23 protein-coding genes and 1 tRNA gene are annotated in these 24,326 nt (G+C 71.4%); 11 read left to right on the plus strand and 13 right to left on the minus strand.

Going from position 1 to position 24,326, the window contains the following annotated elements; genetic code table 11:
* Positions 1-23 precede the first annotated feature (23 nt).
* Positions 24-1,250: a DUF819 family protein gene (locus tag K311_RS0108720; RefSeq protein WP_026816990.1), complete on the minus strand. Its 1,227-nt coding sequence runs from the start codon at positions 1,248-1,250 to the stop codon at positions 24-26.
* On the minus strand, positions 1,247-2,089 hold the full coding sequence (locus K311_RS0108725) for a tryptophan 2,3-dioxygenase (RefSeq protein ID WP_026816991.1): 843 nt from the start codon (positions 2,087-2,089) through the stop codon (positions 1,247-1,249). The genes K311_RS0108720 and K311_RS0108725 overlap by 4 nt, the downstream gene beginning before the upstream one ends.
* A gap of 187 nt (positions 2,090-2,276) precedes the next feature.
* Between K311_RS0108725 and K311_RS0108730 the strand changes: the two genes are divergently transcribed.
* From K311_RS0108730 to K311_RS0108750, 5 genes are all read left to right on the plus strand, one after another.
* Positions 2,277-5,357 (plus strand): lamin tail domain-containing protein, encoded by a 3,081-nt coding sequence (locus tag K311_RS0108730; RefSeq protein WP_026816992.1) that lies wholly within the window; start codon positions 2,277-2,279, stop codon positions 5,355-5,357.
* A 104-nt stretch (positions 5,358-5,461) separates the two neighbouring features.
* Positions 5,462-6,535, plus strand: a complete 1,074-nt coding sequence (gene pdhA, locus K311_RS0108735; RefSeq protein ID WP_026816993.1) for a pyruvate dehydrogenase (acetyl-transferring) E1 component subunit alpha — start codon at positions 5,462-5,464, stop codon at positions 6,533-6,535.
* Between the two features lies 1 nt (position 6,536).
* A complete protein-coding gene (locus K311_RS0108740) occupies positions 6,537-7,517 on the plus strand; it encodes an alpha-ketoacid dehydrogenase subunit beta (RefSeq protein WP_026816994.1) in 981 nt (326 codons plus the stop codon).
* A 21-nt stretch (positions 7,518-7,538) separates the two neighbouring features.
* Positions 7,539-9,005 carry a dihydrolipoamide acetyltransferase family protein gene (locus K311_RS0108745; RefSeq protein ID WP_026816995.1) on the plus strand — a complete coding sequence of 489 codons (1,467 nt, stop codon included), beginning with the start codon at positions 7,539-7,541 and terminating at the stop codon, positions 9,003-9,005.
* Positions 9,006-9,009: 4 nt separating this feature from the next.
* Positions 9,010-9,399: a VOC family protein gene (locus tag K311_RS0108750; RefSeq protein WP_026816996.1), complete on the plus strand. Its 390-nt coding sequence runs from the start codon at positions 9,010-9,012 to the stop codon at positions 9,397-9,399.
* Positions 9,400-9,570: 171 nt separating this feature from the next.
* Here the strand turns inward: K311_RS0108750 and K311_RS0108755 are convergent, their stop codons facing one another.
* Positions 9,571-10,857: a tryptophan--tRNA ligase gene (locus tag K311_RS0108755; RefSeq protein WP_026816997.1), complete on the minus strand. Its 1,287-nt coding sequence runs from the start codon at positions 10,855-10,857 to the stop codon at positions 9,571-9,573.
* A gap of 102 nt (positions 10,858-10,959) precedes the next feature.
* Here K311_RS0108755 and K311_RS0108760 point away from each other — a divergent pair, with 102 nt between their 5' ends.
* Together K311_RS0108760 and K311_RS18140 are read left to right on the plus strand one after the other, a co-directional pair.
* Positions 10,960-11,817, plus strand: a complete 858-nt coding sequence (locus K311_RS0108760) for a hypothetical protein (RefSeq protein ID WP_051239793.1) — start codon at positions 10,960-10,962, stop codon at positions 11,815-11,817.
* Positions 11,818-11,942: 125 nt separating this feature from the next.
* Entirely contained in the window at positions 11,943-12,077 is a 135-nt protein-coding gene (locus K311_RS18140) for an entericidin A/B family lipoprotein (protein ID WP_081683366.1), read from the plus strand.
* A gap of 149 nt (positions 12,078-12,226) precedes the next feature.
* Here K311_RS18140 and rocF read toward each other — a convergent pair whose 3' ends face one another.
* The 7 genes from rocF to K311_RS16165 all read right to left on the minus strand — a co-directional run bounded on the left by rocF (position 12,227) and on the right by K311_RS16165 (position 18,211).
* Entirely contained in the window at positions 12,227-13,150 is a 924-nt protein-coding gene (rocF, locus tag K311_RS0108770) for an arginase (RefSeq protein ID WP_026816999.1), read from the minus strand.
* A 16-nt stretch (positions 13,151-13,166) separates the two neighbouring features.
* Positions 13,167-13,242 (minus strand) — tRNA-Thr (locus tag K311_RS0108775).
* Positions 13,243-13,273: 31 nt separating this feature from the next.
* Entirely contained in the window at positions 13,274-13,930 is a 657-nt protein-coding gene (locus tag K311_RS0108780) for an SPOR domain-containing protein (protein ID WP_026817000.1), read from the minus strand.
* Positions 13,927-14,682, minus strand: coding sequence for a type III pantothenate kinase (locus tag K311_RS0108785; protein ID WP_026817001.1), 756 nt, complete (start codon positions 14,680-14,682; stop codon positions 13,927-13,929). Before K311_RS0108785 ends, K311_RS0108780 begins: the two co-directional genes overlap by 4 nt.
* Complete coding sequence (gene birA, locus K311_RS0108790) at positions 14,679-15,644, minus strand: bifunctional biotin--[acetyl-CoA-carboxylase] ligase/biotin operon repressor BirA (protein WP_026817002.1); 966 nt, start codon at positions 15,642-15,644, stop codon at positions 14,679-14,681. Before birA ends, K311_RS0108785 begins: the two co-directional genes overlap by 4 nt.
* Entirely contained in the window at positions 15,641-16,258 is a 618-nt protein-coding gene (plsY, locus tag K311_RS0108795; RefSeq protein ID WP_026817003.1) for a glycerol-3-phosphate 1-O-acyltransferase PlsY, read from the minus strand. Before plsY ends, birA begins: the two co-directional genes overlap by 4 nt.
* A 141-nt stretch (positions 16,259-16,399) precedes the next feature.
* Positions 16,400-18,211, minus strand: a complete 1,812-nt coding sequence (locus K311_RS16165; RefSeq protein WP_043797432.1) for a DegV family protein — start codon at positions 18,209-18,211, stop codon at positions 16,400-16,402.
* Positions 18,212-18,348: 137 nt separating this feature from the next.
* On the opposite strand from K311_RS16165, the gene K311_RS18710 reads away from it, so the two are divergent.
* Together K311_RS18710 and K311_RS0108805 are read left to right on the plus strand one after the other, a co-directional pair.
* On the plus strand, positions 18,349-18,600 hold the full coding sequence (locus K311_RS18710; RefSeq protein WP_169515865.1) for a hypothetical protein: 252 nt from the start codon (positions 18,349-18,351) through the stop codon (positions 18,598-18,600).
* Positions 18,567-19,343 (plus strand): M90 family metallopeptidase, encoded by a 777-nt coding sequence (locus tag K311_RS0108805; protein ID WP_081683387.1) that lies wholly within the window; start codon positions 18,567-18,569, stop codon positions 19,341-19,343. Before K311_RS18710 ends, K311_RS0108805 begins: the two co-directional genes overlap by 34 nt.
* 108 nt (positions 19,344-19,451) lie before the next feature.
* Here K311_RS0108805 and K311_RS0108810 read toward each other — a convergent pair whose 3' ends face one another.
* Genes K311_RS0108810 through K311_RS16170 form a run of 3 tightly spaced genes read right to left on the minus strand, consistent with a single transcriptional unit; the run spans position 19,452 to position 22,018 of the window.
* Positions 19,452-20,834, minus strand: coding sequence for an ATP-binding protein (locus K311_RS0108810; protein WP_026817005.1), 1,383 nt, complete (start codon positions 20,832-20,834; stop codon positions 19,452-19,454).
* Positions 20,835-20,840: 6 nt separating this feature from the next.
* Positions 20,841-21,521 (minus strand): response regulator transcription factor, encoded by a 681-nt coding sequence (locus K311_RS0108815; protein WP_026817006.1) that lies wholly within the window; start codon positions 21,519-21,521, stop codon positions 20,841-20,843.
* 50 nt (positions 21,522-21,571) lie between these two features.
* On the minus strand, positions 21,572-22,018 hold the full coding sequence (locus tag K311_RS16170; protein ID WP_154659497.1) for a PepSY domain-containing protein: 447 nt from the start codon (positions 22,016-22,018) through the stop codon (positions 21,572-21,574).
* Between the two features lie 214 nt (positions 22,019-22,232).
* On the opposite strand from K311_RS16170, the gene dusA reads away from it, so the two are divergent.
* The gene (gene dusA / locus K311_RS0108825) at positions 22,233-23,237 is read left to right on the plus strand and encodes a tRNA dihydrouridine(20/20a) synthase DusA (protein ID WP_026817007.1); all 1,005 of its coding nucleotides are present in this window, start codon (positions 22,233-22,235) and stop codon (positions 23,235-23,237) included.
* Between the two features lie 45 nt (positions 23,238-23,282).
* Positions 23,283-24,191 carry an arginine deiminase-related protein gene (locus tag K311_RS0108830; RefSeq protein ID WP_026817008.1) on the plus strand — a complete coding sequence of 303 codons (909 nt, stop codon included), beginning with the start codon at positions 23,283-23,285 and terminating at the stop codon, positions 24,189-24,191.
* Positions 24,192-24,326: the final 135 nt, after the last annotated feature.

Raw genomic sequence — 24,326 nt, forward strand, 5'->3', positions numbered from 1 at the left:
CGGGACGGCCTTCACATCGGTATTCAGGCGCCCGCGAGCGCCTTCAGCATCAGACCGACGACGTAGGCCAGGTAGGTGCCGGTGGCGTAGCCGACGGTGCCCAGCAGCACGCCGACCGGCGCCAGGGTCGGGTGGAAGGCGGCGGCGACCACCGGCGCCGAGGCGGCGGCGCCGATGTTGCCCTGCGAGCCGATCGCGAAATAGAACAGCGGCACCCGCAGCAGCTTCGCGGCGAGCCACAGCACCAGCACGTGGGTGGCCATCCAGATCAGGCCGAGCAGGAACAGCCAGGGCTTGTCGGCCAGCGCCAGCAGGTCCATCTGCATGCCGATGCAGGCGATCAGGAAATACAGCATCACCGAGCCCAGCTTCGAGGCACCGGCCGATTCCAGCCGGCGTGCGCGGGTGAAGCTCAGCAGCAGGCCGATCGTCGTCGACAGCACGACCACCCAGACGAAGGGCGAGTCGAGGCTGAAGCGTTTGGCCCATTCGAAGGTGCTGCCGAACCAGCCGGCCAGCGGCACCGCGACCGCATGCGCGATGCCGACGCCGCCGAAGGCGACGCCGACGATCACCATCAGGTCGGTGAGGCCCGGAATGCGCGCATTGGCCTGCTCGAACGCGGCCATGCGCGCCTTCATCTCGTCGAGGGCGCGGGTGTCGACGCCGCGGCGGGCGTCGATCTCGGCCGAACGCCCAGCCAGGAACAGCAGCACCGCCATCCACAGGCTGGCGACCGCGACGTCGACCACGGCGAACTGACCGAAGGTGGTGGCGTCGACCTGCCAGACCTCGCGCATCGCCACCATGTTGGCGCCGCCGCCGATCCAGCTGCCTGCCAGCGCCGACATCCCGGCCCAGGTGTCGCCGGACACGGTTTCCGGATGGATGAGCTTCAGCGCAAGGAAGGCCACCGGCGCACCGAGCATCACCCCGAGCGTGCCCGCCGCGAACACCAGCAGCAGCTTCGGCCCGAGCTTCATGATGCCCTTCAGGTCGATCGACAGCGTCAGCAGCACCAGCGCCGCCGGCAGCAGCACGTCGCGCGCGACCGGGTTGTAGAGCTTCGTCGCGTGACCGTCGATCAGCCCGGCGGTGTTGTAGATCGCCGGGATGAAGTAGCACAGCAGCAGCGCCGGCACCCACGTGAAGAAGCGCTTCAGGAACGGGGTCGGACCGCTGGCGGCCCAGAAGATCGCGGCGAGCGTCGCGGCGAGGAGTCCCAGCAGGACGATGTCGTTCGTGATCACGTGCCCAGTACCGTCCTGACTTCGAAGAGTTCGGGGAAGAAGGTCAGGTCGAGTGCCTGCTTCAGGAATCCGACGCCGCTGCTGCCTCCGGTGCCGCGACGGTAACCGATGATGCGTTCGACCGTCTTCATGTGGCGGAAACGCCACAGCTGGAATCCGACCTCGAGGTCGACCAGCTGCTCGCAGGCGGCATAGGCGTCCCAGTGCGTCGCGGTGTCCTCGTAGATCGCCTTGAACACCGGCACCAGCGCCGGATCGCGCGCATGCGGCTGCGCCCAGTCGCGCGCGAGGCTCGCCGCCGGGATCGGATGGCCGCGCCGGTGCAGCCAGCGCAGGAATTCGTCGTACAGGCTCGGTGCCTCGAGCACCGCGCGCAGCTCGGCGCTGGCGACCGGGTCGTGCGCGAACACCGCGCCCATGTCGGCGTTCTTGTTGCCGAGCAGGAACTCGATCAGCCGGTACTGCAGCGACTGGAAGCCCGAGGCCGGGCCGAGCAGGTGACGGAAACGCAGGTAGTCGGCCGGGGTCAGGGTCTCGAGCACCGACCACATGCCGGTGAGTTGCGCCTGCACCTGCTTCACCCGCGCAAGCACCTTCTGCATGCCGTCGGGGTCGTCGTTCTGCAGGCAGGCGATGGCGGCGCGCAGCTCGTGGATCACCAGCTTCATCCAGAGCTCCGAGACCTGGTGCTGGACGATGAACAGCATCTCGTCGTGCACCGGCGGTTCGGACACCGGCGTCTGCGCCGACAGCAGGGTGTCGAGCTGCAGGTAGCCGCCGTAGGTCAGGCGGTCGCGCAGGTCGGTGGTGATGCCCTGTTCGAGGGCGCGTTGGTTCATCGGGGGCGGGTTCCGGTCGGGATGCTGGCTCATGGCGGATTCCGGGCGGCGGCGCAATAGGAAAACCGCGTAACACCGCCGACGCGATTTCGGATTAGATTCCGATTCTGTCACAGCGCCGGCCGGGGGATTCATCGGCGTGCCCGCGCCGTGACGGTCCCGCAACGAACCCAACCAGGTGGCCCCGATGCGCAAATGTCCGCGCCGTACCCGCTTTTTCGCCGCGATCCTCGCGTTGCCCCTTGCAGGCAACGCCGCGGCCGCGACCGACCTGCTGATCTCCGAGTACATCGAAGGCAGCAGCAACAACAAGGCCGTCGAGATCTACAACGGCACCGACGCCGAGGTGAACCTCGGCACCGGCCAGTACGTGCTGCAGGTCTACGCCAACGGCGGCACCTCGCCGTCCAGCACGATCACGCTGACCGGCAGCATCGCCGCCGGCGACGTGTACGTGATCGCGAACAGCAGCGCGGTCGCGGCGGTGACCGGCGTCGCCGACCTGACCACCGGCTCGCTGTCGCACAACGGCGACGACGCGCTGGTGCTGCGCCGCGGCGGCAGCGCCGGCACCGTGGTCGACTCCTTCGGCCGCGTCGGCGAGGACCCGGGGACGGAATGGGGCACCGGCGCACACGGCACCGCCGACGCGACCCTGCGCCGCAAGGCGACGGTCTGCGCCGGCGACACGGTGATCGACGATGCGTTCGACCCGAGCACGCAGTGGGACGCCTACGCCAACGACACCTTCGCCGGGCTCGGCAGCCACACCGCCAGCTGCGTGCCGAGCACCGACCCGACCGACCCGTCCGGCGTCGGCGCCGCCAGTCCGTCCTCGCTCCTCGCCGGGGATTCGACCCTGCTGACCGTGGCCGTGACCGGCGGCACCAATCCCGACAGCAGCGCCATCACCGTCGTCGCCGACCTCTCGGCGATCGGCGGCGACGCCGCGCAGGCCTTCTTCGACGACGGCAGCCACGGTGACGCGGTCGCCGCCGACGGCACCTGGTCCTACCTCGCGACGGTCGGCGGCGCGCCCGGCCAGAAGACGCTGCCGGTCGCGATCACCGACGGTGAAAGCCGCGAAGGCACCGCCGAAATCGCGCTGTCGGTCATCGGCGAGGTCACGATCGCGCAGATCCAGGGCCTCGGCGTCGGCTCGCCGCTGCCGGTCGGCACCGAGATCGTCACCGAGGGCATCGTCACCGCCCGGCGATCGAACGGCTACTTCATCCAGTCGGCGCGTGGCGAGGAGGACTCCGATCCGATGACCGCCGAGGGCGTCTTCGTGTTCACCAGCACGACGCCGCCGGCCGATGCCGCGATCGGCAACCGCGTCCGCGTCGCGGCGCGGGTCGCCGAGTACCGGCGCACCCCGCACGGCTTCCCGCTGACCCAGCTCGGCAACAGCAGCCTGACGGTGATCGCGACCGGCCAGAAGCTGCCGGCGACGGTCACGATCGACACCGCGCTGATGCAGCCCGGTGCCGATCCGGCCGCGCTCGGCCGCTACCAGGGCATGCGCGTGAAGCTGCCGCAGATGCGGGTGGTCGGGCCGACGAACTCCTTCGGCGACTTCCACGTCGTTCCGAACGCGGTCACGAGCCCGTTCCGCGAGCCCGGCATCGCCGTACTCGACGACATCGCGCTGCCGCCGGGCAACGAGATCCCGCTGTTCGACAAGAACGCCGAACGCCTGCGCATCGAGAGCACCGGCCTGGTCGACGGCAGCCACCTGGACGTCGACAACCGCACGAGGCTCAAGGGCCTGCGCGGCGTGATGTATTACGACCGCGGCGACTTCACCCTGCTGATGGGCGACCACGCGGGCGTCGAGGTGATCGGCGGCGCGCTGCCGGCCGCGGTGCCGGCGCCGGGCCCGGGCCAGGTGCGCATCGGCAGCTACAACATCGAGAACCTGTCCGGTGGCGCCGCGGTGCCGCTCGACCGGCTCGCGAAGCTCAACGAGGTCTTCTGCCGGTACATGTACACGCCGGACGTCGTCGGTCTCGTCGAGATCGCCGACCTGGCGACCGCGCAGCGGCTCGCCGAGTCGATCAACGACGACGAGTTCGGCTTCTGCCCGGACAGCCCCGACTACGAGGCGCACGTGCTCGCGGGCAGCGGCGCGCAGCGGCTCGGCTTCCTGGTGCGTCGCGCGGCCTCGCCCGGCGGCGCCGAGCACCGCGTCGAGGTGCTCTCGATCCAGCAGGAGTTCGTGACGGAACGCCTGGTCGCCCCGGACAACTCGACCAGCGACATCCTGTTCGACCGTCCGCCGCTGCACCTGGTCGCCCGCATCCACGGCGACAACGGCAACACCTGGGACGCGCATGTCATCGTCAACCACAACCTGTCGCTGCTGGACGTCAACGACAACGCGTCGCGCGCCGTATGGGGCACGACCGGCGCCCGTTCGCGCGGCAAGCGCGCCCAGCAGGCGGTGAAGGTCTCGGAGCTGGTGGAATCGATCCACCAGGCCGAGCCGGACATGCCGGTGATCCTGATCGGCGACTTCAACGCCTTCGAGTTCAGCGACGGCTACGTCGACGTCATGGGCATCATCTCGGGCACGCCGGCGGCGGAGAACACCGTGCTCGTGCACGCCGACAGCGCGGTCACCGTGCCGCTGACCAACCTGCTGGGCACCAAGCCGGAGGCGCAGCGCTACTCCTTCGTGTTCGAGGGCAACCTGCAGGCGCTCGACCATGCGGTCGTGAACCAGGCGTTGCTCGAGTCGACCGAAGCGCGCCTGCACCACGCCCGCGTCAACGCCGACTTCGCCGAGGACAACGCCGCCGACACCACGGTGCCGCTGCGCAGCTCGGACCACGACCCGCTGGTCGCCGAACTGCTGGTGCCGGCCTTCCTCGACACCGACCTCACCGTCGTCGTCGAGGCGAAGTCGCCGTCGGCGCGCCTGCCGAACACCGCGACCCTGCGGGCCTTCGTCGCCAATGCCGGCGCCATGCCGGCGGCCGGCACCACCGCGACGCTGGCGCTCGACGTGGAACCGGAGCAGATCCTGCGCATCGGCGCGCCCGGCTGGACCTGCGACGCGCCGATCGCGGACCCCGTCGGCACGGTGATCGCCTGCCGCCGCGGCGGGGCGATGGACGCCGGCGTGATCGATCGTCTGACGATCGACGTGCAGCCGCTGGATCCGGGGACGATCACGCTGTCGGCCGACGTGCAGACGCGCAGCAACGACACCGATCCGGGCAACAACCAGGACGCGGCGGGCATCAATATCGTTCCCGCACGCTGAGCTTCCGTACCCCGCAGCATGGAAACGGGCGCCTCCGGGCGCCCGTTTCTTCTTCACGGTCCGGGGCGGCTATGATCGGGCCCCTGTTTCCACGGGATGTCGCGATGTCTCTGGCCGCAACCTTCGAAATCGAATACCTGCAGTACCTCGGCCCCGACGGCCGCCTGGTGCGCGACGACCTGCCGGAAGCCGTGCGTGACCGCGGCACGCTGGTCGAGCTGTTCAGGCAGATGCTGTACGTGCGCACCTTCGACACCAAGGCGGTGGCGCTGCAGCGCACCGGCAAGCTCGGCACCTACGCCAGCTGCCTCGGCCACGAGGCCGCCCACATCGGCATCGGCAGCGCGATGCAGTACGACGACGTGTTCGCGCCCTCGTACCGTGAGTACGGCGCCCAGTTCATGCGCGGCGTGCGCGCCCGCGACGTGCTGATGTACTGGGGCGGCGACGAGCGCGGCAACGACTTCGCCGGCCCGCCGCACGACTATCCGTGGTGCGTGCCGATCGCCACCCAGTGCCTGCACGCCGCCGGTGCCGCGCTGGCCTTCAAGCTGCGCGGCGAGCCGCGCGTCGCGGTCACCTGCGTCGGCGACGGCGGCAGTTCGAAGACCGACACCTACGCGGCGATCAATTCCGCCGGCGCCTACACCCTGCCGTTCGTGCTCTGCATCATCAACAACGGCTGGGCGATCTCGGTGCCGCGCAAGGCGCAGACCGGCGCGAAGACGCTGGCGCAGAAGGGCCTGGCCGGCGGCCTCGACTGCGTGCAGGTCGACGGCAACGACATCATCGCGGTGCGCGCGGCGATGGACCACGCGCTCAAGCGCGCACGCAACGGCCACGGTGGCAGCGTGCTCGAGCTGATCACCTACCGTTTGTCCGACCACACCACCGCCGACGACGCCCGCCGCTACCGCGACGACGCCGAGGTGAAGGCGGCCTGGGAACGCGAGCCGATGACCCGCCTGCGCACCTTCCTGATCAGCGAAGGCGTGTGGAGCGAAGCCGAAGAAGCGGCGTGGAAGGAGGAATGCGGCAAGCGCGTGGACGAGGAGGTCAACGCGTATCTGGAAACCAGGGTGCAGCCGGTGGAAGCGATGTTCGATCACCTGTATGCCGAATTGCCGGCGGAAGTCCTCGCGCAGCGCGCCGATGCGCTGAAGTGGGAGGGCCGCTGACATGGCCGCCATCACCCTGATCGAGGCGATCACCCAGGCGCTGGCGTACGAGATGGCCAACGACGACACCGTGCTGGTGCTCGGCGAGGACGTCGGCGTCAACGGCGGCGTGTTTCGCGCCACTGCCGGCCTGCAGCAGCGCTTCGGCGACCAGCGCGTGCTCGACACGCCGCTCGACGAGACGACGATCGCCGGCCTCACCGTCGGCCTCGCCTCGCAGGGCATGAAGCCGGTCGCCGAAGCGCAGTTCGACGGCTTCGTGTACCCGATGGTCGACCACATCGTCTGCCACGCCGCGCGCTTCCGTTACCGCACCCGCGGCCGCCTGAGCTGCCCGATGGTGCTGCGCGTGCCCTGGGGCGGCGGCATCCGTGCCCCCGAGCATCATTCGGAAGCGAACGAGGCGATCTTCACCAACGTGCCCGGGCTGCGCGTCGTGCTGCCCTCGTCGCCGCAGCGTGCCTACGGCCTGCTGCTCGCCGCGATCCGCGACCCGGATCCGGTGATCTTCATGGAGCCCAAGCGCATCTACCGCCAGTACAAGGAAGAGGTGCCGGACGACGGCGAGGCGCTGCCGCTAGACGTCTGCTTCGTGCTGCGCGACGGCGCCGACATCACCCTCGTCAGCTGGGGCTCGCAGGTGAAGGAGACGCTGGAGGCGGCCGAAGCGCTGGCGAAGGAAGGCATCGATGCCGAAGTCATCGACGTCGCGACGCTGAAGCCGCTCGACTTCGACACGATCCGCGAGTCGGTGCAGAAGACCGGCCGCTGCGTGATCGTGCACGAGGCCGCCAAGACCGCCGGCTTCGGCGCCGAGATCGCCGCGCGCCTGGCCGAGGAATCGATGTACGACCTCGTCGCCCCGGTCGAGCGCGTCACCGGCTACGACACTCACATCCCGCTGTTCCGCCTCGAGATGAAGTACCTGCCGAGCGTGGAAAAGATCGTCGCCGCGGCGAAGCGCGCGATGGCGCACGGTTGAGCTGAAGGAATTCGACAGACCATGAGCGAGAAGAAACTGTTCCTGCTGCCCGACCTGGGTGAAGGCCTGCCCGATGCCGAGATCGTCGAGTGGCATGTCGCCGTCGGCGACATCGTGAAGCTCGACGAACCGCTGGTGTCGATGGAGACCGCGAAGGCGGTCGTCGACGTGCCCTCGCCGTTCTCCGGCAAGGTGACGCGCCTGGCCGGCAAGTCCGGCGACGTGATCACCACCGGCGCCTGGCTGGCCGAGGTCGAGCTCGATCCCAACCTGCCGCAGCGCGCCGACGCGCAGGACACCGGTCACTCGCATGGCCACGGCGGCGGCGGGCATGGCGCCGACAAGGGCGCCGGCCAGCCGGTGCCGGACGAGCCTTCGCGCGATGACGGCGACGCCACCACGGTGCACGCCTCCGACGAAGGCGGCGAGCTGAAGGCCGATGAAGGCGCGGCGCCGAAACAGGACGGCGACGCCGGCACCGTGGTCGGCGCGATGCAGAGCTCGAACGCCGTGCGCAGCGAGCAGGCGGTGGCGATCGGCGGCGTCAAGGCGATGCCGGCCGTGCGTGCGCTGGCGAAGAAGCTGAAGATCGACCTGGCGCGCGTGCGCGCCACCGGCCCCGACGGCACGGTAACGATGGCCGACGTCAAGCAGGCCGCCGCCGCGGGAACGGCGCCTGTGGGACCGGCTGTAGGAGCGGCTGTAGGAGCGGCTTCAGCCGCGATGCCCTCCCCGATCCCTTCCGCCACCACCGCCGCCGCGATCGCTGCGGCCACTCCGTCGCCGGCGCGGGCCATCGCGCCTGAAGGCGCTCCTACAGGAAAACCCAGGGGCGATACGGCGGTCGCGATGGACGTCGACGACCCGATCCGCGGCGTCCGCCGCAACATGGTCCGCTCGATGTCGCAGGCGCATGCCGAAGTCGTGCCGACCACGCTGATGGACGACGCCGACCTGCACGCCTGGGCGCCGGGCGAGGACATCATGGTCCGTCTGATCCGCGGCCTCGCGGTCGCGGCGCAGCAGGTGCCGGCGATGAACTCCTGGCTCAACGCCAAGGAAGGCACCCTGCGCCGGCATACGCGCGTCGACGTCGGCATCGCGATCGATTCGCCCGACGGCCTGTTCGTCGGCAACCTGCGCGGCGCCGAGCGGCTCTACCCGCAGCAGGTGCGTGCCGAGCTCAACCGCATCCGCGACGGCGTCAAGAACCGCTCGCTGCCGCCGGAAGACCTGCGCGGCTACACGATCATGCTCAGCAACTTCGGCGTGTTCGCCGGCAAGTACGCGACGCCGGTCGTCGTGCCGCCGTGCGTGGCGATCATCGGCGCCGGCCGCCTGCACCACGCGGTGGTGCCGGTGCTGGGTGGCATCGAGGCTCACCGCATCATGCCGCTGTCGCTGACCTTCGATCACCGCGCCGCCACCGGTGGCGAGGCGGCGCGCTTCCTGAAGGCGCTGATCGACGACCTGCAGCGCGCGAAGTAAGGCCATGGCGCACCACAGCCGCCTCGCCGGTTTCATCATCGACTGCGAAGGCGGCGCGCTGGACGCGCACGCGGAGTTCTGGAGCCGTGCGCTGGGGCTGGGCATCGTCGACCCGAACGAAGGCGACGACGGCCGCTACGCGGTGCTGGACGGTTCGCCGCTCGGACTGCACATCGAGGTGCAGCGCGTCGAACACCCGCCGCGCGTGCACCTGGACATCGAGAGCGACGACATCGAGGCCGAGGCGGGGCGCCTGATCGCCCTCGGCGCCAGGGAGATCGCGCGGCCCCACGACAGCCGCTGGATCGTGCTCGAAGCCCCGACGGGCCACCGCTTCTGCGTCGTCCGCAGCAAGCGCCGCCTGACCCGCAGCAACGCCAACGTCCACGACTGAGCGTTCCGGATTTCGCAGAAGCACGCAGATTCCGCAGATTTCAGGGATGAATGCGGATCAAGCCTGTGCGGATGGGAGCAATGGACCGTCTACCCATCGTTGTTCGATCCGCCCTGATCCGAGAAATCTGCGGAATCTGTGTTCCTTCCCGCCCGGCTTCGTCGGAGCCGTTCAGTCCGCGAAAGTCGCGAGGGCCGCATCGACGTCGTCAGCCGTGACGCCCTCGGAGAGTCGGCCGATGGTCGTGGCCTTGCCGGTCAGTTCGCCGGACTTCAGGCGGGCGATGAGTTCGCCGGCGTCCTTCGGCGAGGCGAAGCCCTCGCTGACCAGGAGTTCGCGGCCGTCGGCGGCGATGAGCTTGAAGTGGAAGCGGCCGTCCTTCTCGCGGTACTGCTTGAAGGTCGGCAGCGTCGCCTTCTTCGCCTTTTCCGGCTTCGCCGCACCGGCGGCGGCACCGAGGTCGCGCAAGCCGACCGCGTGCCGCAGCTCACGCATGAACGGCGTCGCGATCGTGCGCGCTTTCGCGGCGCCCTCGCGCAGCCGCGCCTCGATCGCGGCCGGGTCGGCGATCAGGGCCTGGTAGCGCTCGCGCAGCGGCGCGACCTCGCCGTCGATCACCTCGAGAAGCGCCTGCTTGGCGTCGCCCCAGCCGATGCCGTCGGCGAACGCCTGCGCGAAGGCCGCGGTCTGCTCCGGCGTCGCGAAGGCCTGGTAGAGCTGGAACAGCGCCGAGCCCTCGGTGTCCTTCGACTCGCCGGGCGCGCGCGAGTCGGTGACGATCGAGAAGATCAGCTTCTTCAACTCGGCCTTCGGCGCGAACAGCGGGATGGTGTTGTCGTAGCTCTTGCTCATCTTGCGGCCGTCGAGACCGGGCAGGGTCGCCACGTTCTCGTCGATCGCCGCTTCCGGCAGCACGAAGTGCTCGCCGTAGAGGTGGTTGAAGCGGGCGGCGAAATCGCGCGCCATCTCGATGTGCTGCACCTGGTCGCGGCCGACCGGCACCAGGTTGGCACGGAACATCAGGATGTCCGCCGCCATCAGCACCGGATACATGAACAGGCCGGCGGTGACGCCCGCGTCCGGGTCGGCGTGCTCGGCGACGTTGCGGTCCACCGCCGCCTTGTAGGCGTGCGCGCGGTTGAGGATGCCCTTGCCGGCGACACAGGTCAGCAGCCAGGTCAGCTCGGGAATCTCGGGGATGTCGGACTGGCGGTAGAACCACACCCTGTCCGGATCCAGCCCGCAGGCCAGCCACGCCGCCGCGATCTCCAGCGTCGAGCGCTGCACCCGCGCCGGGTCCTGGGCCTTGATCAGCGCGTGGTAGTCGGCGAGGAAGTAGAAGCTCTCGACGCCCGGGCGGCGGGAGGCGGCGACCGCCGGGCGGATCGCGCCGGCGTAGTTGCCCAGGTGCGGGGTACCGGAAGTGGTGATGCCGGTGAGGACGCGGGTGTTCGACATGGATTTCGGCGGCTGACGCGGGGCCCGCCAGTCTAACCGCGGCGGCAACCCCGTTCCCCGCCGCCGGGCGTTGGAAGCCGTGCCCGACCCCGGAGAATGCCCATGAAACGCCTGTTCCTGCTGCTTTCCGCCCTGCTGGCGCTGGCCCTGTGCGGCTGCGCCCGCGCCGACACCCTGGTCGGCCTGAGCGTGCGCGACCTCGACAGCGGCCACGACCTGCCCGCGTGGCCGCACGACGGCCGCCACTGGATCGAGGGCCGTCCCGGCCACCGCTACGCGATCGTGCTGCAGAACCTGACCGGCGAGCGCGTACTCGCGGTGGTCTCCGTCGACGGCGTCAACGTGATCAGCGGCGAAACCGCCGGCAGCGCCCAGAGCGGCTACGTGCTCGAACCGTGGCAGCGGCTGGAGGTGCGCGGCTGGCGCAAGAACCTCGGCGAGGTCGCCGAGTTCCACTTCACCGCCCTGCCCGACAGCTACGCCGCCCGCACCGGCCGCCCCGGCAACGTCGGCGTGATCGGCGTCGCCGCCTTCCGCGAGAAGCGCCCGGCGCCGCCGGTGCACATCGGCCAGCCGACCTATCCGCCGCCGGCGCCCTGGTACGAGCGCGACGATGTCGCCGCCGCCCGCGCCGAAGCGCCCCGGCCCGCCGCGCCCGCGCAGTCCGCACCTTCGCCCGCCGACGCCGGCAGCCGCGCCCGCGAAGCCGAAAGCCGCGCCTACGCCCCCTACGCCGACGAGCCGCGGCAGCAGCTCGGCACCGGCCATGGTGACCGTCGCCGCGACGCCGCTTCGGTGACGCAGTTCGAACGCGCGTCGCGCCACCCGGCCCAACTCGCGAGCCTGTATTACGACAGCGCCGAGGTGCTGGTCGCCCGCCGCATCCTGCCGCCGCGCTGGCCGCAGCCGCCGGGCCGTCCGGAGCCCTTCCCGCTCGGCTTCGCGCCCGATCCCCGGTGAATGCATTCCCCCCCTGTAGGAGCGGCTTCAGCCGCGATGCCTTTGCACAGGAGACAGGCAGTAACCCGGTACGCGGCGACCGCAGCCCGACGTAGACTTCGTCCAGTCCCTGACCGGAGTCGCCCATGTTCCGCCGCCTCGCCACCCCCGCCCTGCTCGTCCTCGCCGCGCTGTTCCTGCTCTCGGCCTGCAACACCGTCGAAGGCTTCGGCCGCGACCTCAGCAAGGCCGGCGAGAAGATCGAGGACGCCGCCAACTGACCTGCAGCTCGTCCCTGTAGGAGCGGCTTCAGCCGCGATGCCCTGTAGGAGCGGCTTCAGCCGCGATGCCCTGTAGGAGCGGCTTCAGCCGCGATGCTCTTGCCTAGAGCATCGCGGCTGAAGCCGCTCCTACAGAGGCGGGCGGGGGGTCAGTCGCGCATCAGGGTGGATTTGCCGAAGAGCGACTCGACCAGGTCGACGGCCAGCAAGCCCGTGCGGTTGTGGTCGTCGAAGGCCGGGTTGAGTTCGACGATGTCGAGCGAACCCATGCGGCCGGTGTCGGCGATCATCTCCATCACCAGCTGCGCCTCGCGGTAGGTCGGACCGCCGGGAATCGTGGTGCCGACGCCGGGGGCGATCACCGGGTCGAGGAAGTCGACGTCGAAACTGACGTGGATGTGGGTCTCGTCGTCGACGCCGGCCAGCGCCTCCTCCATCGCCCGCTTCATGCCGACCTCGTCGATGTGGCGCATGTCGTAGACGTCGAGGCCGTATTCCTTCACCAGCTTCTTCTCGCCCGGGTCGACCGAACGGATGCCGATCTGGCGGATCTCCCCGGGCTGCAGCGCCGGCGCGTCGCCACCCAGATGGGTCAGCGGGCGCGGACCGAGGCCGCAGAGGCAGGCGACCGGCATGCCGTGGCAGTTGCCGGACGGCGTGACCTCGCAGGTGTTGAAGTCGGCGTGGGCGTCGAGCCACAGCACGCGCAGCTTGCGGCCTGTGGCGCGGCAGTGCGCGGCGACCGCGGTGATGCTGCCGACCGCCAGGCAGTGGTCGCCGCCGAGCATGACCGGCAGACGCCCGAAGCGCAGCTGCGAGGCCACCGCCTCCATCACCCGGCGGTTCCATTCGACGACCTGGTCGAGATGGCGATAGCCCGCGGTCGGCGGCTGCCAGGGATTCGCCGGGCCGAGCAGGTTGCCGGTGTCGAGCACGTCCAGCCCACGCGCGCGCAGGGCCTCGCCGAGGCCGGCGACACGCAGCGCCTCCGGCCCCATCGAGGCCCCGCGGTGGCCGGCACCGACGTCGGTCGGGGCGCCGATCAGGGCGATCTGCGGAAAGGTTCGGCTCATTGCTTCGGCTCCTCGCTGGTGCCGGCTCCCGGACTCGAACCGGGGACCTACCGCTTACAAGGCGGTTGCTCTACCAACTGAGCTAAGCCGGCGATGCCGCGATTCTACCCGCTGCGCCGCGGTTCACCGGCATTCCAGCGCCTGCGCCGACACGCCCTCGCGCCGCGGCAGCAGGGCCGCCCAGTCCAGCCCGGGTTCGGAGGCGAGATCGATCCACCACACCGGCGCCGCCGCGGGGCGCGCCTCGAGCACGGGTTCGAAGCCGAGCGCGGCGATCTGGTCGCGGCGGCGTTCGGCATTCGCGAGGTCGCGGAAGGCGCCGAGCGAGACCGTGTTGACGTCGGCGCCGCCGGTGACGACGTAGTAGTCGTTGACGCCCTTGGCGGCGAGCGCGCGACCGGCCGCCAGCGCCTGCTCGCGGTCCCCGGCCGCGGGCAGGAACACCCGCCAGCCGCGCGATTCGCCGGCGGCGACCTCGCGGAATTCGATGCGGGCGACGTGCGGCGCCAGCGCACCCATCGCCGCGCGCATTTCGGCCGGGGTCGCGAACGGGCCGAGCGTCAGGCATTCGACATCGGCGGGTACCGGCACCGGGATGCCCGCGGTGTCGGCCTGCTCCGGCGTCGGCGGCGGTCCCGCCTCGCCGAGCAGCACGAGGCTGCCGACGCCGGTGTCGACCGGCGGCGGCAGCAGCACCGGCTTCTCGCGCTGCAGGGCCCACCACAGGCCGACGCCGAGGTTCAGGCAACACAGGAACACCACCAGTCCGCGCAGGATCATCCGTTCTCGCCCGCGGTCTCCGCCGCATAGACCGCCAGGCCTTCCAGCACCAGTGCCGGTGCGGCCTCGACGGTATCGATTTCCAGGGATTGCAGCAGGCGGTCGCCGCCACCGCCACTGACCAGCACCCGCGGCGGCCGACCGAGCAGCCGCGTCGCCTGCCGGTGCGCGCGTTCGACCAGGCCGAGGGCGGCGCCGAGGCTGCCGCCGGCGAGTGCGTCGGCGGTGTCGGCGGCGAAATCCATCGCCTCGCCGCCGGCATAGGCCAGCGCCGGGAAACGCTGCGCCAGCGCCGCGCGCATGTGTTCCGGACTCGGCGCGATGACGCCGCCGCGATGCTGGCCGCTGCCGTCGATCAGGTCGACGGTGAGCGCGCTGCCGGCCGACACCAGCAGCCAGGGCTCGGCACCCCGGCGATGCGCCGCCAGCAGCGCGAGGAAGCGGTCGACGCCGAGCCGCGCCGGTTCCGCGTAGGCGATGCGCACGCCGGCGCATTCGCTGCGCGTGCGTGCGCGCGTCGCCGGATTGCCGTGGCTGGCCAGCGCTTCGGCGACGGTCGCCGTGAGTTCCGAGGAGGCGACGGAGGCCAGCCAGCAGCGGTCGCCGCGGCGCACGCCGGCGAGCCAGCGCTGCAGCGACGGCAGGAAGTCGGCGCTGCCGTGCGCGAAGGCCTGGGCCGCGGCCGGCGCCCGGCCCGGCCGCCAGGCGGCGACCTTCAGCCGCGAATTGCCGAGATCGAGCAGCCAGTTCATGCGGCGCGCAGGCTGGCTTCGCCGGCGTGGAAGCGCCGGACGGTCCCGTCGGCGCCGCGCAGGCACAGCGCGCCGTCGGCGGCGATGCCCTCGGCGATGCCCTCGTGCACGCGCTCGCCCTCGATCAGGCGCACCGGCCGCTGCGCCAGCAGGTCGTGCCGCTGCCAGGCCGGCAGGAACGGCGCCAGGCCCTCGGCCTCGAAACGCGGCAGCAGCACCAGCAGCGCATCGAGCAGCGCGGCGGCGACTTGCGGCCGCGTCGGCGCGCTGTCGCCGGCGAGGGTGGCGACGTCGATCCACGGCTGGTCGATCGCCGCATCGGCCGGCATCGCCACGTTCAGGCCGAGGCCGATCACCACCCGCATCGGCCCGCCGGCGTCGCCACCGACCTCGACCAGGATGCCGCCGAGCTTGCGCCCACGCGCGAGCAGGTCGTTGGGCCATTTGAGTCCGGCCTCGCCGATGCCGAGCGCGTGCAGTGCCTCGCAGGTGGCGACGCCGACCGCCAGGCTCAGGCCCTGCAGCGCGGCGATGCCGCCCTCGAAGCGGCGCGACAGGCTCAGGTAGAGGTTGGCGGCGAGCGGTGACTGCCATTCGCGGCCACGGCGGCCACGGCCGGCCGTCTGCCGCTCGGCGAACCAGGCGCGCGTGCCCTGCGCCGGCGCCGGTTCGCGCAGCGCGAGCGCATTGGTCGAATCGGTCTCGAACAGCACCTCGAGCCCGGCGAGTTCCGTGCGCGCCGCCGGTGACAGCGCCGCGGCGAGCGCGTCGGCATCGAGCAGCTGCAGCGGCCGCGCCAGCCGGTACCCGCTGCCCGCCGCCGCGGCGATGTCGACGCCGGCGGCGCGCAGGCTTTCGATGCGCTTCCACACCGCGGCGCGGCTGATGCCGAGTTCGCGGGCCAGCGCCGCGCCCGAGGCCGGGCCGGCGCACAGGCGGGCGAGCAGGGCGCGGTCGCTCACGCGGCGCCCCGCCGGCGCGCGAACAGGCGCACGCGCTCGAAGCGGCTCTCGGTACCGGCGCGCAGCCGCGCGACATTGCTGCGATGGGTGTACAGAATGAACAGCGCCGCGAAGGCCGCGAACACCAGGCGTTCCGCCGGGGCGCCCTCGATCAGCGCGAACGGCAGCAGCGCGAAGGCCGCGAGGATCGTCGCCAGCCCGACGTAGCCACCGATCACCAGGACGACGAGCCAGGTGCCGAGCATCACCGCGACCGCCCACGGCCAGGCCAGCAGCAGCGCGCCGAGCAGGGTCGCCGCGCCCTTGCCGCCGCGGAAGCCGTGGAAGACCGGCCACACGTGCCCGAGCACCGCGGCCGCCGCCGCCGCATAGGGCAACCAGCTCACACCAGCGCCGAAGCGGAGCGCCAGCCACACCGCCAGCACGCCCTTGCCGACATCGACGACGACGGTGCCGAGCGCGAACTTCCAGCCCTGCGTGCGCAGCGCATTGGTGCCGCCGGCATTGCCGCTGCCCTGCCGACGGATGTCGATCCCGCGCAGCCGCCCGAGCAGCAGGCTGCCGGAGAGCGAGCCGAGGGCGTAGGCGGTGGCGAGGAGGGCGAGGACGAGCATCCCGTGATTCTAGGCCATGCCCCCTGTAGGAGCGGCTTCAGCCGCGATGCCCTGCAGGAGCGCCTCCAGCCGCGATCGAACGGCATTGACGGCAAGAGCATCGCGGCTGAAGCCGCTCCTACAAAGCCCGGTGGCGGTGAGTCAGCCCGCCGGCTGCACGGCAACCACCACCGCCCCCGGCCCCGCATGCGCGCCGACCGCCGAGCCGGTCTCGACCAGCCACGCGTCGCGCACGTCGAGGCGTTCGCGCAGCGCGGCGAGCGTGGCGGCGCCGGCTTCCGGCGCATCGCAGTGGCCGACCGCGACATGCCAGGCCTGCCGGCGATCGACCCGGCGCGCGACCCAGCCGGCGAAACGCTCCGGTAGCCGCCGGCGCCCGAACAGGCCGCTGGCCAGCTTCAGGCGGCCGTCGTCGGTGAGCCGGGCGATGCCGGCCAGGCCCAGCGCCTGCGCGATCGGCAGCGCCCAGGCCGGCACGCGGCCACCGCGCACCGCGTGGGCGATGTCGGGTGCCATCGCGAAGGTCTTCGTCAGAGGACGCAGGCGCGCGAGTTCGGCGAGGATCGCATCGGCGTCCGCGCCGGCCAGTGCCATCTCGCCGGCGCGCGCGACCATCAGCCCTTCGCCGACCGAGGCATTGCCGGTGTCGAACACATGCGCGCGGCCATCCTGGCGCTGCGCCGCAGTCTCGCCGGCCTGCAGCGTGCCCGACAGCGTCCGCGACAGGCCGACATAGACCAGCGCCCGGTGATGCGACAGCAGGAATTCGAACTGGCGGCGGAAGTCGCCCGCCGGCGGCTGGCTGGTGCGCGGCAGCACCGCTTCGCTGCGCAGCTTGCGGTAGAAGTCCTTCGTCGACAGCCCGACCTTGTCGAGGTAATCGCGTTCGCCGAAGTTCACGCGTGCCGCGACCATGTGCACGTTGAGCTGCGTCATCAGCGTTTCCGGGAGATCGGCGGCGCTGTCGGTGATCACCGCGATGCCGACCTTGCCGGCGGCGGTGCGTGCCTGCGCATGCATGTCGTCGGCCTTCGCCGATTCCACGCGGCCGAAGCGGCCGGCGATCTCGAACAAGGCACCCGGATCGCGCACGTGCGCATGCAGGCGCAGGCGCTGCGCACTGCCGGCGAGCACCACGCAGGAGGCGCCGAGGGCGTCGACGGCGGCGCGCAGCGCGGCGCGGTCGAGCACCTCGGCCACCAGCAGGCATTCGCTGCACCAGCGGTGTTCCGGATCGGCGTCGGCGAGTTCGCCGTGCGCCTCCGCGGCCTCGAGCTCGGCCGGGGTCTCGTCGGCGACGCCGGCGGCGTCGACCGCGCCGGAGGCGATGAATTCGTCGATGCCCTCGAGCAGGTCGACGAAGCCGCGCGCACCGGCGTCGACGACCCCGGCCTTCGCCAGCACCGGCAGCTGCTTCGGCGTGTCCGCGAGGGCGCGCCGGCTGTGTTCGAGCGCGCGCCTGAACCAGGCGCCGAGGTCCTCGCCGCCACGCGGATCCAGGGCCTCGGCGAACGCGGCGATGACGCTGAGGATCGTGCCCTCTTTCGGCTCGCTGAGCGCCTGGCGCGCGGAAGCGGCGCCGGCGCGCACGGCGCGGGCGAGTGCCGCCGGGTCGAGGGCACGCACCGGCCCGACCGCTTCGGCGACGCCGGTCAGGAACTGCGCGAGGATCGCCCCGGAATTGCCGCGGGCGCCGTCGACGGCGTCCTCGCCGACGCGCCGCAGCAGGTCGCCGGCGCCCTGGCTGCGGCGGCTGAGCGCGCCGGCCAGCACACCACCGAGGGTGAAGGCGAGATTGCTGCCGGTGTCGCCGTCGGGCACCGGAAACACATTGATGCGATTCAGGGCGTCGCGCTGGGCGATCACCCGCCGCGCCCCGGCGATCAGCGCACGGCGCAGGGCGGGACCGCGGATCAGCGCCGGTGCGGACAGGGCGAAGGAGGCGGCGTTCATGCCCGCCGGAGTCTAGCCGGGACGTACACCGTTGATCACCCGGGAACCCGGGAGGGAGATCACGGATTTGGTATAACGTCGGCTGCAACCTTTCGCCGCCGTCGGGCATCCCTTCGGCATTCCCTGCGAGGTGACCCATGAACCGGATCCTGATCGCGCTGCTGCTCGCTTTCGTCGCGTCCGGCGTCCACGCCGCCGATGGCGAACAGGACGCGGCCCCGGCCACCGGCTGCCCGAAAGCGCAGGAAACGCCGACCAAGGCCACGCCGGCGGACGCCAATGGCAGCACCGGCGGTCCCGGCACCACCGCGCCGGTGCGTCCACGCAGCGAATCCCGTACCCGCGGCGGCCCGCGCTGGCACAGCCTGCTGCCGGGAATGATCCGCTGAGATCGCTGTTCCGCCGGCTGCGCGCGCCGCGCACGCTTTCCCCCGACGATATCGCCCTGCTCGCCGAGGCCGCGCCGTGGGTCGCGCGCCTCGCGCCCGCACGCCGCGAACGCCTGCACGGCCTAATCACCCGCTTCCGCGCCGGCAAGTCGATCACCCCGCTGCATGGTCTCGAACTCGACGACCACCAGCGCATGCTGCTGGCGGCGCTGTGCTGCCTGCCGCTGCTCGAGTTCGGCGCCGAGGGTCTGCGCGGCTGGTCGCAGGTGCTCGTCTACCCCGGCGCCTTCCGCGCCCAGCGCCACGAGCACGACGAGGACACCGGCGTGCTGCACGAATACGACGAGGACCTGATCGGCGAATCCTGGGAATTCGGCCCGCTGGTGCTGTCCTGGGACGACGTCGCCGCCGAGGCCGGGTCGCCGCACGAGGGCTTCAACGTCGTCGTGCACGAGATGGCGCACAAGCTCGACGCCCTCGACCAGGCGATGGACGGCACCCCACCCCTGCCCGCCGCCTGGCAGCGCGCCTGGGCCCGCGACTTCCAGGCGGCCTACGAGGCCTTGTGCGCCCGCGTCGACGCCGGCGAGGAAACCGTCATCGACCCCTACGCGGCCGAAGCCCCCGAGGAATTCTTCGCGGTCACCAGCGAATACCACTTCTCGGCGCCCGCGGTACTGGCGGCGGCGATGCCGGAGGTCGCGTCGCACCTGCGGCGGTTCTATGGCGAGTCGCCGCTTTGAAGCGAGGAACGAGGAACGAGGAACGAGTGACAGCCCGCGCCCCTGGCGCGGCCGCGCGAAGCGCGAGTGTTCACTCGTTCCTCGTTCCTCGTTCCTCGTTCCTCGCTTTCAGATCGCCGGCGGGAAGCGCACGACGAACCGCGCGCCGCCCAGCTCCTCCGAGCGCCCGACACTGAACTCGCCGCGGTAGGCGGCGACGATGTCCTGCACGATCGACAGGCCGATGCCGTGGCCCTGCACGCGTTCGTCGCCGCGCACGCCGCGCTGCAACACGCGTTCGACCTTGTCCGGCGGGATGCCCGGGCCATCGTCCTCGACCTCGAAGGTGACACCGGGGCGGCGGTTCGGCGCCGGCTCGCCCTGGACCCGCAGCAGCACCCGCGATCCCGCCCACTTGAAGGCGTTCTCGAGCAGGTTGCCGAGCAGCTCCTGCAGGTCGCCGAGTTCGCCGTGGAAGCGCGCGGCGCCGTCGATCTCGAACTCGCAGAGCACGCCTTTGGCGGCGTAGACCTTCTCCAGGCCGGCGACGATCTCCTCGGCGCGCGGCTCGATCTCGATCGGCGCCGCGAACAGCGCGTGGCCGCTGCGGGCGGCGCGCGAGAGCTGGTAGGAGACGATCTCGTTCATGCGCTGCACCTGGGTCTCGACCTCGGCGCGCAGTTCCTCGTTTCCGGCGTCGGCCTCGAGGCGCGCACGCAGCACCGCCAGCGGCGTCTTCAGGCTGTGCGCGAGGTCGGACAGGGTATTGCGGCTGCGCTCCAGGTGGCTGCGCTCGCTCTCGATCAGGCCGTTGACGCTCTCGGTGATCGCCTCGAGCTCGCGCGGATGCCATCCGGAGAGGCGCTGGCTCTGGCCGGCCCGCACGCGCGCGACCTCGCGCTCGACGTTGCGCAGCGGCAGCAGGCTCCAGCGCAGCACGCCCAGCTGCAGCAGCAACAGCGCGATCGTGGCGACGCCGAGGTAGCTCCACAGCGCGCGCCGGAAAACGATCACCTGCGCCTGGATCTGCGCGGCATCCTCGTAGACGCTGAAGGTGACCTCGAAGTCGTCGACCGACTCCCAGACCACGCCCATCGAGTACGAATAGACGGCGTTCTCCATGCCGTGCGCGTCGATGATGCGCAGCGGCCCCTCGAAGCGCGTCTCACCGGGGCCGAGCAGTTCGACCGGCGGCAGCGAACGCCCGCGCACCGACTCCGATTCCCAGCGCAGGCCGGCGCCGCGCACGCTCGCGTACAGGCCCTGGCCGATCAGCGTGAAGCGGATGTCCGGCGGGATCTCCGGCGGGATGAAATTGCGGCCGCGGTCGAACTCGCTGCCCTGCACGTAGGCGATCGCCAGCGTCTCCAGGCGGACGCGCAGCGCATTCTGGGCGGTGTCGACGAAGGCGCGGTCGAGGGCGTAGCCGGTGAAGCCGAGGAACGCGACCAGCGCGAGGCTGGCCGCGAGCAGCTGCCGCGCCTGCAGCGACAGCGTGCGCCAACGCCGCATGGGCGCTTACTCGTCGCGCGGGATCGCGAAGCGATAGCCGCGGCCGCGCACGGTCTCGATGGGCTTGATCTGGCCATCCGGGTCGAGCTTCTTGCGCAGGCGGCCGATGAAGACCTCGAGGACGTTGGAATCGCGGTCGAAATCCTGCTGGTAGATGTGCTCGGTGAGGTCGGCCTTCGAGACCAGCTCGCCGGCGTGCAGCATCAGGTACTCGAGCACCTTGTATTCGTAGCTGGTCAGGTCGACGAGCGTGCCGTTGACGGCCACCGTCTGCGCCGACAGGTCGAGACGGATCGGACCGCAGTCGAGCGTCGGCTTGCTCCAGCCGGCGGCGCGGCGCAGCAGCGCGTTCATGCGCGCCAGCAGTTCCTCGACGTGGAAGGGCTTGACCAGGTAATCGTCGGCGCCGGACTTCAGGCCCTCGACCTTGTCCTGCCAGCTCGAGCGCGCGGTCAGGATCAGGATCGGGAACTTCTGGCCCTCGGCGCGCAGCGCCTTGACCAGGTCCATGCCGGACATCTTCGGCAGGCCGAGATCGATCACGGCGATGTCGAACGGCACTTCGCGGCCGTTGTACAGACCTTCCTCGCCGTCGGCGGCGGTGTCGACCGCGAACCCTTCGCGCTTCAGGCGCGCGGCGAGGGTCTCGCGCAGCGGGGCTTCATCCTCGACCAGCAGAACGCGCATGTCGTCTCCTTCGACTGGGCCGACCGGACGGAAGGTCCGGGCGGCGGGGTTCAATCGCCGCGACGGCCGCGGCCGCCGCCGCGGTCGAACCGGTCCTCGCGCCGGTCGTCGCGCTCGCGCGACTGCTCGCGCTGGCGTTCGCGACGCTCGGCTTCGACGCGCTGCTGCCGTTCGCGGGCAGCCTCGGCGCCCTGATCGTTGCGGAACTCGCGTCGCCGGTCCGTCAACTCCGGGCGCTCGCGGCGACCCGGACCGCGGTCCTCGTCGATCACGCGCACGCGACCGTCGGGAGTCAGGACCTTGATGCGATAGACCTCGCGGCCGCCGCGCTGCATCGGCTCGGCCTGCAGCACCCGGCCACCGGCGCGTTCTACTTGGCGGACCCGGTCGGCGGCCTCGTCGCGGCTACCGCGGTCACCCCGCTGCTGCGCCGCCACGGTGAGTGGGGCGAGCGCGAGCGCGCAGAACATCAGCAGTGTCGTGGGGGCGTGACGCATCGCTTGGATACTAGCTCCGGGCATTCGTGGCCGGCTAGCCACGGGAATGGGCGGCAGTCTGTTGAGCGGCCAGTGAACTCCTTCTGAACCTTTTGTGCATCAATCACTTGCGCCGCTTTCCGTGCAGCGGGCGGTCAGCCACGACGGGCCGCCGCCAGGGCGCGTGGCCGAAGCCCCCGTGTATCCTGTCGCGCTCGCATCCCCGGTACAGGAAATGCCCGCAGCTTCAGCCGGATCTCCCCGCGAGCCCGCGTCCTGGCGCCTTTGCGTCGCGCCGATGATGGACTGGACCGATACCCACTGCCGGGTCTTCCACCGCCTGCTCGCCCCGGACGCGCGCCTGTACACCGAGATGGTGCATGCGCAGGCGGTGATCCACGGCGATCGCCGGCGCCTGCTCGGCTTCGACCCGGTCGAGCACCCGGTGGCACTGCAGCTAGGCGGCAGCGACCCCGGCCACCTCGCGACCGCGACCCGGATCGGCGTCGAGTGGGGCTACGACGAGATCAATCTCAACGTCGGCTGCCCCAGCGACCGCGTGCAGGCCGGCCGCTTCGGTGCCTGCCTGATGAAGGAACCGGCGCTGGTCGCCGAGTGCATGGCGGCGATGCGCGCAGCCGCCGGCACGGTGCCGGTCACGGTGAAATGCCGGCTGGGCGTCGACGAGATGGAGGACTACGGCGTCTTCCTCGGATTCATCGACACCGTCGCGGCGGCCGGCATCGACACCTTCGTCGTGCACGCGCGCAAGGCCTGGCTGCAGGGCCTGAGCCCGAAGGAGAACCGTGAGATCCCGCCGCTGCGTTACGACTGGGTCGACCGCCTGAAGACCGAGCGGCCGGCGCTGCGCATCGTCCTCAACGGCGGCCTGGGCGAGGTCGAGGCGGCCGTGGCCGCGGCGCAACGCCTCGACGGGGCGATGATCGGCCGCGCCGCCTACCACGAGCCCTACCGCCTGCACCTGATGCAGGTCGCGCTGTTCGGCGGCGAAGCCCGGCCGCGCGCCGAACTGCTGCGGGCGCTGCGCCCCTACGTCGAGGCCCAGCTCGCGCGCGGCGTCGCGCTGAAGCACATCAGCCGACACCTGCTCGGCCTCTTCCACGGCCAGCCCGGCGGCCGCCTGTTCCGCCAGGTGCTCAGCGAACGCGCGACCAAGCCCGGTGCCGGCTGGGACGTGATCGAAGCCGCCCTCGCCGCCACCGACCCCGCCTGCGCGTAAGCGCAGTCACTACCTCGTACCTCGTACGAACTACCACCAAGCCGCATGCTCACGCGCGACCCGACCGAATTCCTCGCCCACGCCCGCGCGCTCGCCGCCGACGCCGGCCCCGCCTGCGCCAAGGCCGCTTTCCTCGTCGCCCCGGACGGTTTCGCGCTCGCCGCGCAGTCGGCCAGCGACAACGCCTACATGGACCTGGCCGCGGCGGTGGACCCCGGGAAGGCGCTGGCCCAGCACCGGGCGCTGCAGGCGGCGCTGGCGACGAGCCTGCCGGTGATCGCCTTCCCCGGCGACCCGGGCTGCCCCGACGGCGTGTTCCCGAACAACGTGTTCGCCACCGCGCCGGGCCGGTTGCTGGTCGGCCGCATGCGCCACCCGGTGCGCCAGCGCGAGGCCGAACGCGCCGACATCCGCGGCTTCTTCGCGGCGATGGGCTATGCCGAGGTCGACCTGCGCCAGGAGCCCGGCGTCTGCGAACTCACCGGTTCCTTCGTGATCGACCGCGCCCGCGGCCTCGGCTTCGCCGGCCTCGGCGAGCGCTGCGATCCGGCGGGCGCCGCCGCGGTCCACGCCGCGCTCGGTCTGCGCGCGACCCTGCTGTTCGACCTGGCCGACGGCGAGTACCACACGAACGTCGTCATGAGCGTGCTCGCCGGACGCGCGCTGGTGATCTGCGCCGACGGTTTCGCCGACCCGGCGGTGCCGGCAGCGATCGCGGCGCTGTACGCCCCGCGGGTGGTCGCGCTCGACGCCGCGCAGAAAGCCGCCTTCGCCGGCAACTGCATCGCCCTCGACGAGGGCCGGGTCTGGTTCAGCCGGCGGGCGGCGCAGGCCCTCCGTGCCGGCCAGCGCGAGGTCCTGGCGAGCGCCGGGTTCGCGATCGGCGAGGTCGAACTCGGCGAACTGGAGAAGGCCGGCGGCTCGCTGCGCTGCTGCGTCGCCGAGATCTTCTGACGGCCGCCTTCACACGGCATGGAGCCCGCCTCGGCCATCGTTCGCGCCGCGTGAAGAGGGCACCGGTTTGACGGCCGCCGTCGGCGGCGGCCAGCATCGGGGCGGCACACCACAGCTTTCACGCACGGCCCCCGG

The organism is Arenimonas composti TR7-09 = DSM 18010, from assembly GCF_000426365.1.
Classification (GTDB): Bacteria; Pseudomonadota; Gammaproteobacteria; order Xanthomonadales; family Xanthomonadaceae; genus Arenimonas; species Arenimonas composti.

Coding starts and splice junctions, on each gene's coding strand:
- K311_RS0108725 (WP_026816991.1), bottom strand. CDS start 2,089: ATGAACCAACGCGCCCTCGAACAGGGCATCACCACCGACCTGCGCGAC.
- K311_RS0108730 (WP_026816992.1), top strand. CDS start 2,277: ATGCGCAAATGTCCGCGCCGTACCCGCTTTTTCGCCGCGATCCTCGCG.
- pdhA (WP_026816993.1), top strand. CDS start 5,462: ATGTCTCTGGCCGCAACCTTCGAAATCGAATACCTGCAGTACCTCGGC.
- K311_RS0108740 (WP_026816994.1), top strand. CDS start 6,537: ATGGCCGCCATCACCCTGATCGAGGCGATCACCCAGGCGCTGGCGTAC.
- K311_RS0108745 (WP_026816995.1), top strand. CDS start 7,539: ATGAGCGAGAAGAAACTGTTCCTGCTGCCCGACCTGGGTGAAGGCCTG.
- K311_RS0108750 (WP_026816996.1), top strand. CDS start 9,010: ATGGCGCACCACAGCCGCCTCGCCGGTTTCATCATCGACTGCGAAGGC.
- K311_RS0108755 (WP_026816997.1), bottom strand. CDS start 10,857: ATGTCGAACACCCGCGTCCTCACCGGCATCACCACTTCCGGTACCCCG.
- K311_RS0108760 (WP_051239793.1), top strand. CDS start 10,960: ATGAAACGCCTGTTCCTGCTGCTTTCCGCCCTGCTGGCGCTGGCCCTG.
- K311_RS18140 (WP_081683366.1), top strand. CDS start 11,943: ATGTTCCGCCGCCTCGCCACCCCCGCCCTGCTCGTCCTCGCCGCGCTG.
- rocF (WP_026816999.1), bottom strand. CDS start 13,150: ATGAGCCGAACCTTTCCGCAGATCGCCCTGATCGGCGCCCCGACCGAC.
- K311_RS0108780 (WP_026817000.1), bottom strand. CDS start 13,930: ATGATCCTGCGCGGACTGGTGGTGTTCCTGTGTTGCCTGAACCTCGGC.
- K311_RS0108785 (WP_026817001.1), bottom strand. CDS start 14,682: ATGAACTGGCTGCTCGATCTCGGCAATTCGCGGCTGAAGGTCGCCGCC.
- plsY (WP_026817003.1), bottom strand. CDS start 16,258: ATGCTCGTCCTCGCCCTCCTCGCCACCGCCTACGCCCTCGGCTCGCTC.
- K311_RS16165 (WP_043797432.1), bottom strand. CDS start 18,211: ATGAACGCCGCCTCCTTCGCCCTGTCCGCACCGGCGCTGATCCGCGGT.
- K311_RS18710 (WP_169515865.1), top strand. CDS start 18,349: ATGAACCGGATCCTGATCGCGCTGCTGCTCGCTTTCGTCGCGTCCGGC.
- K311_RS0108810 (WP_026817005.1), bottom strand. CDS start 20,834: ATGCGGCGTTGGCGCACGCTGTCGCTGCAGGCGCGGCAGCTGCTCGCG.
- K311_RS0108815 (WP_026817006.1), bottom strand. CDS start 21,521: ATGCGCGTTCTGCTGGTCGAGGATGAAGCCCCGCTGCGCGAGACCCTC.
- K311_RS16170 (WP_154659497.1), bottom strand. CDS start 22,018: ATGCGTCACGCCCCCACGACACTGCTGATGTTCTGCGCGCTCGCGCTC.
- dusA (WP_026817007.1), top strand. CDS start 22,233: ATGCCCGCAGCTTCAGCCGGATCTCCCCGCGAGCCCGCGTCCTGGCGC.
- K311_RS0108830 (WP_026817008.1), top strand. CDS start 23,283: ATGCTCACGCGCGACCCGACCGAATTCCTCGCCCACGCCCGCGCGCTC.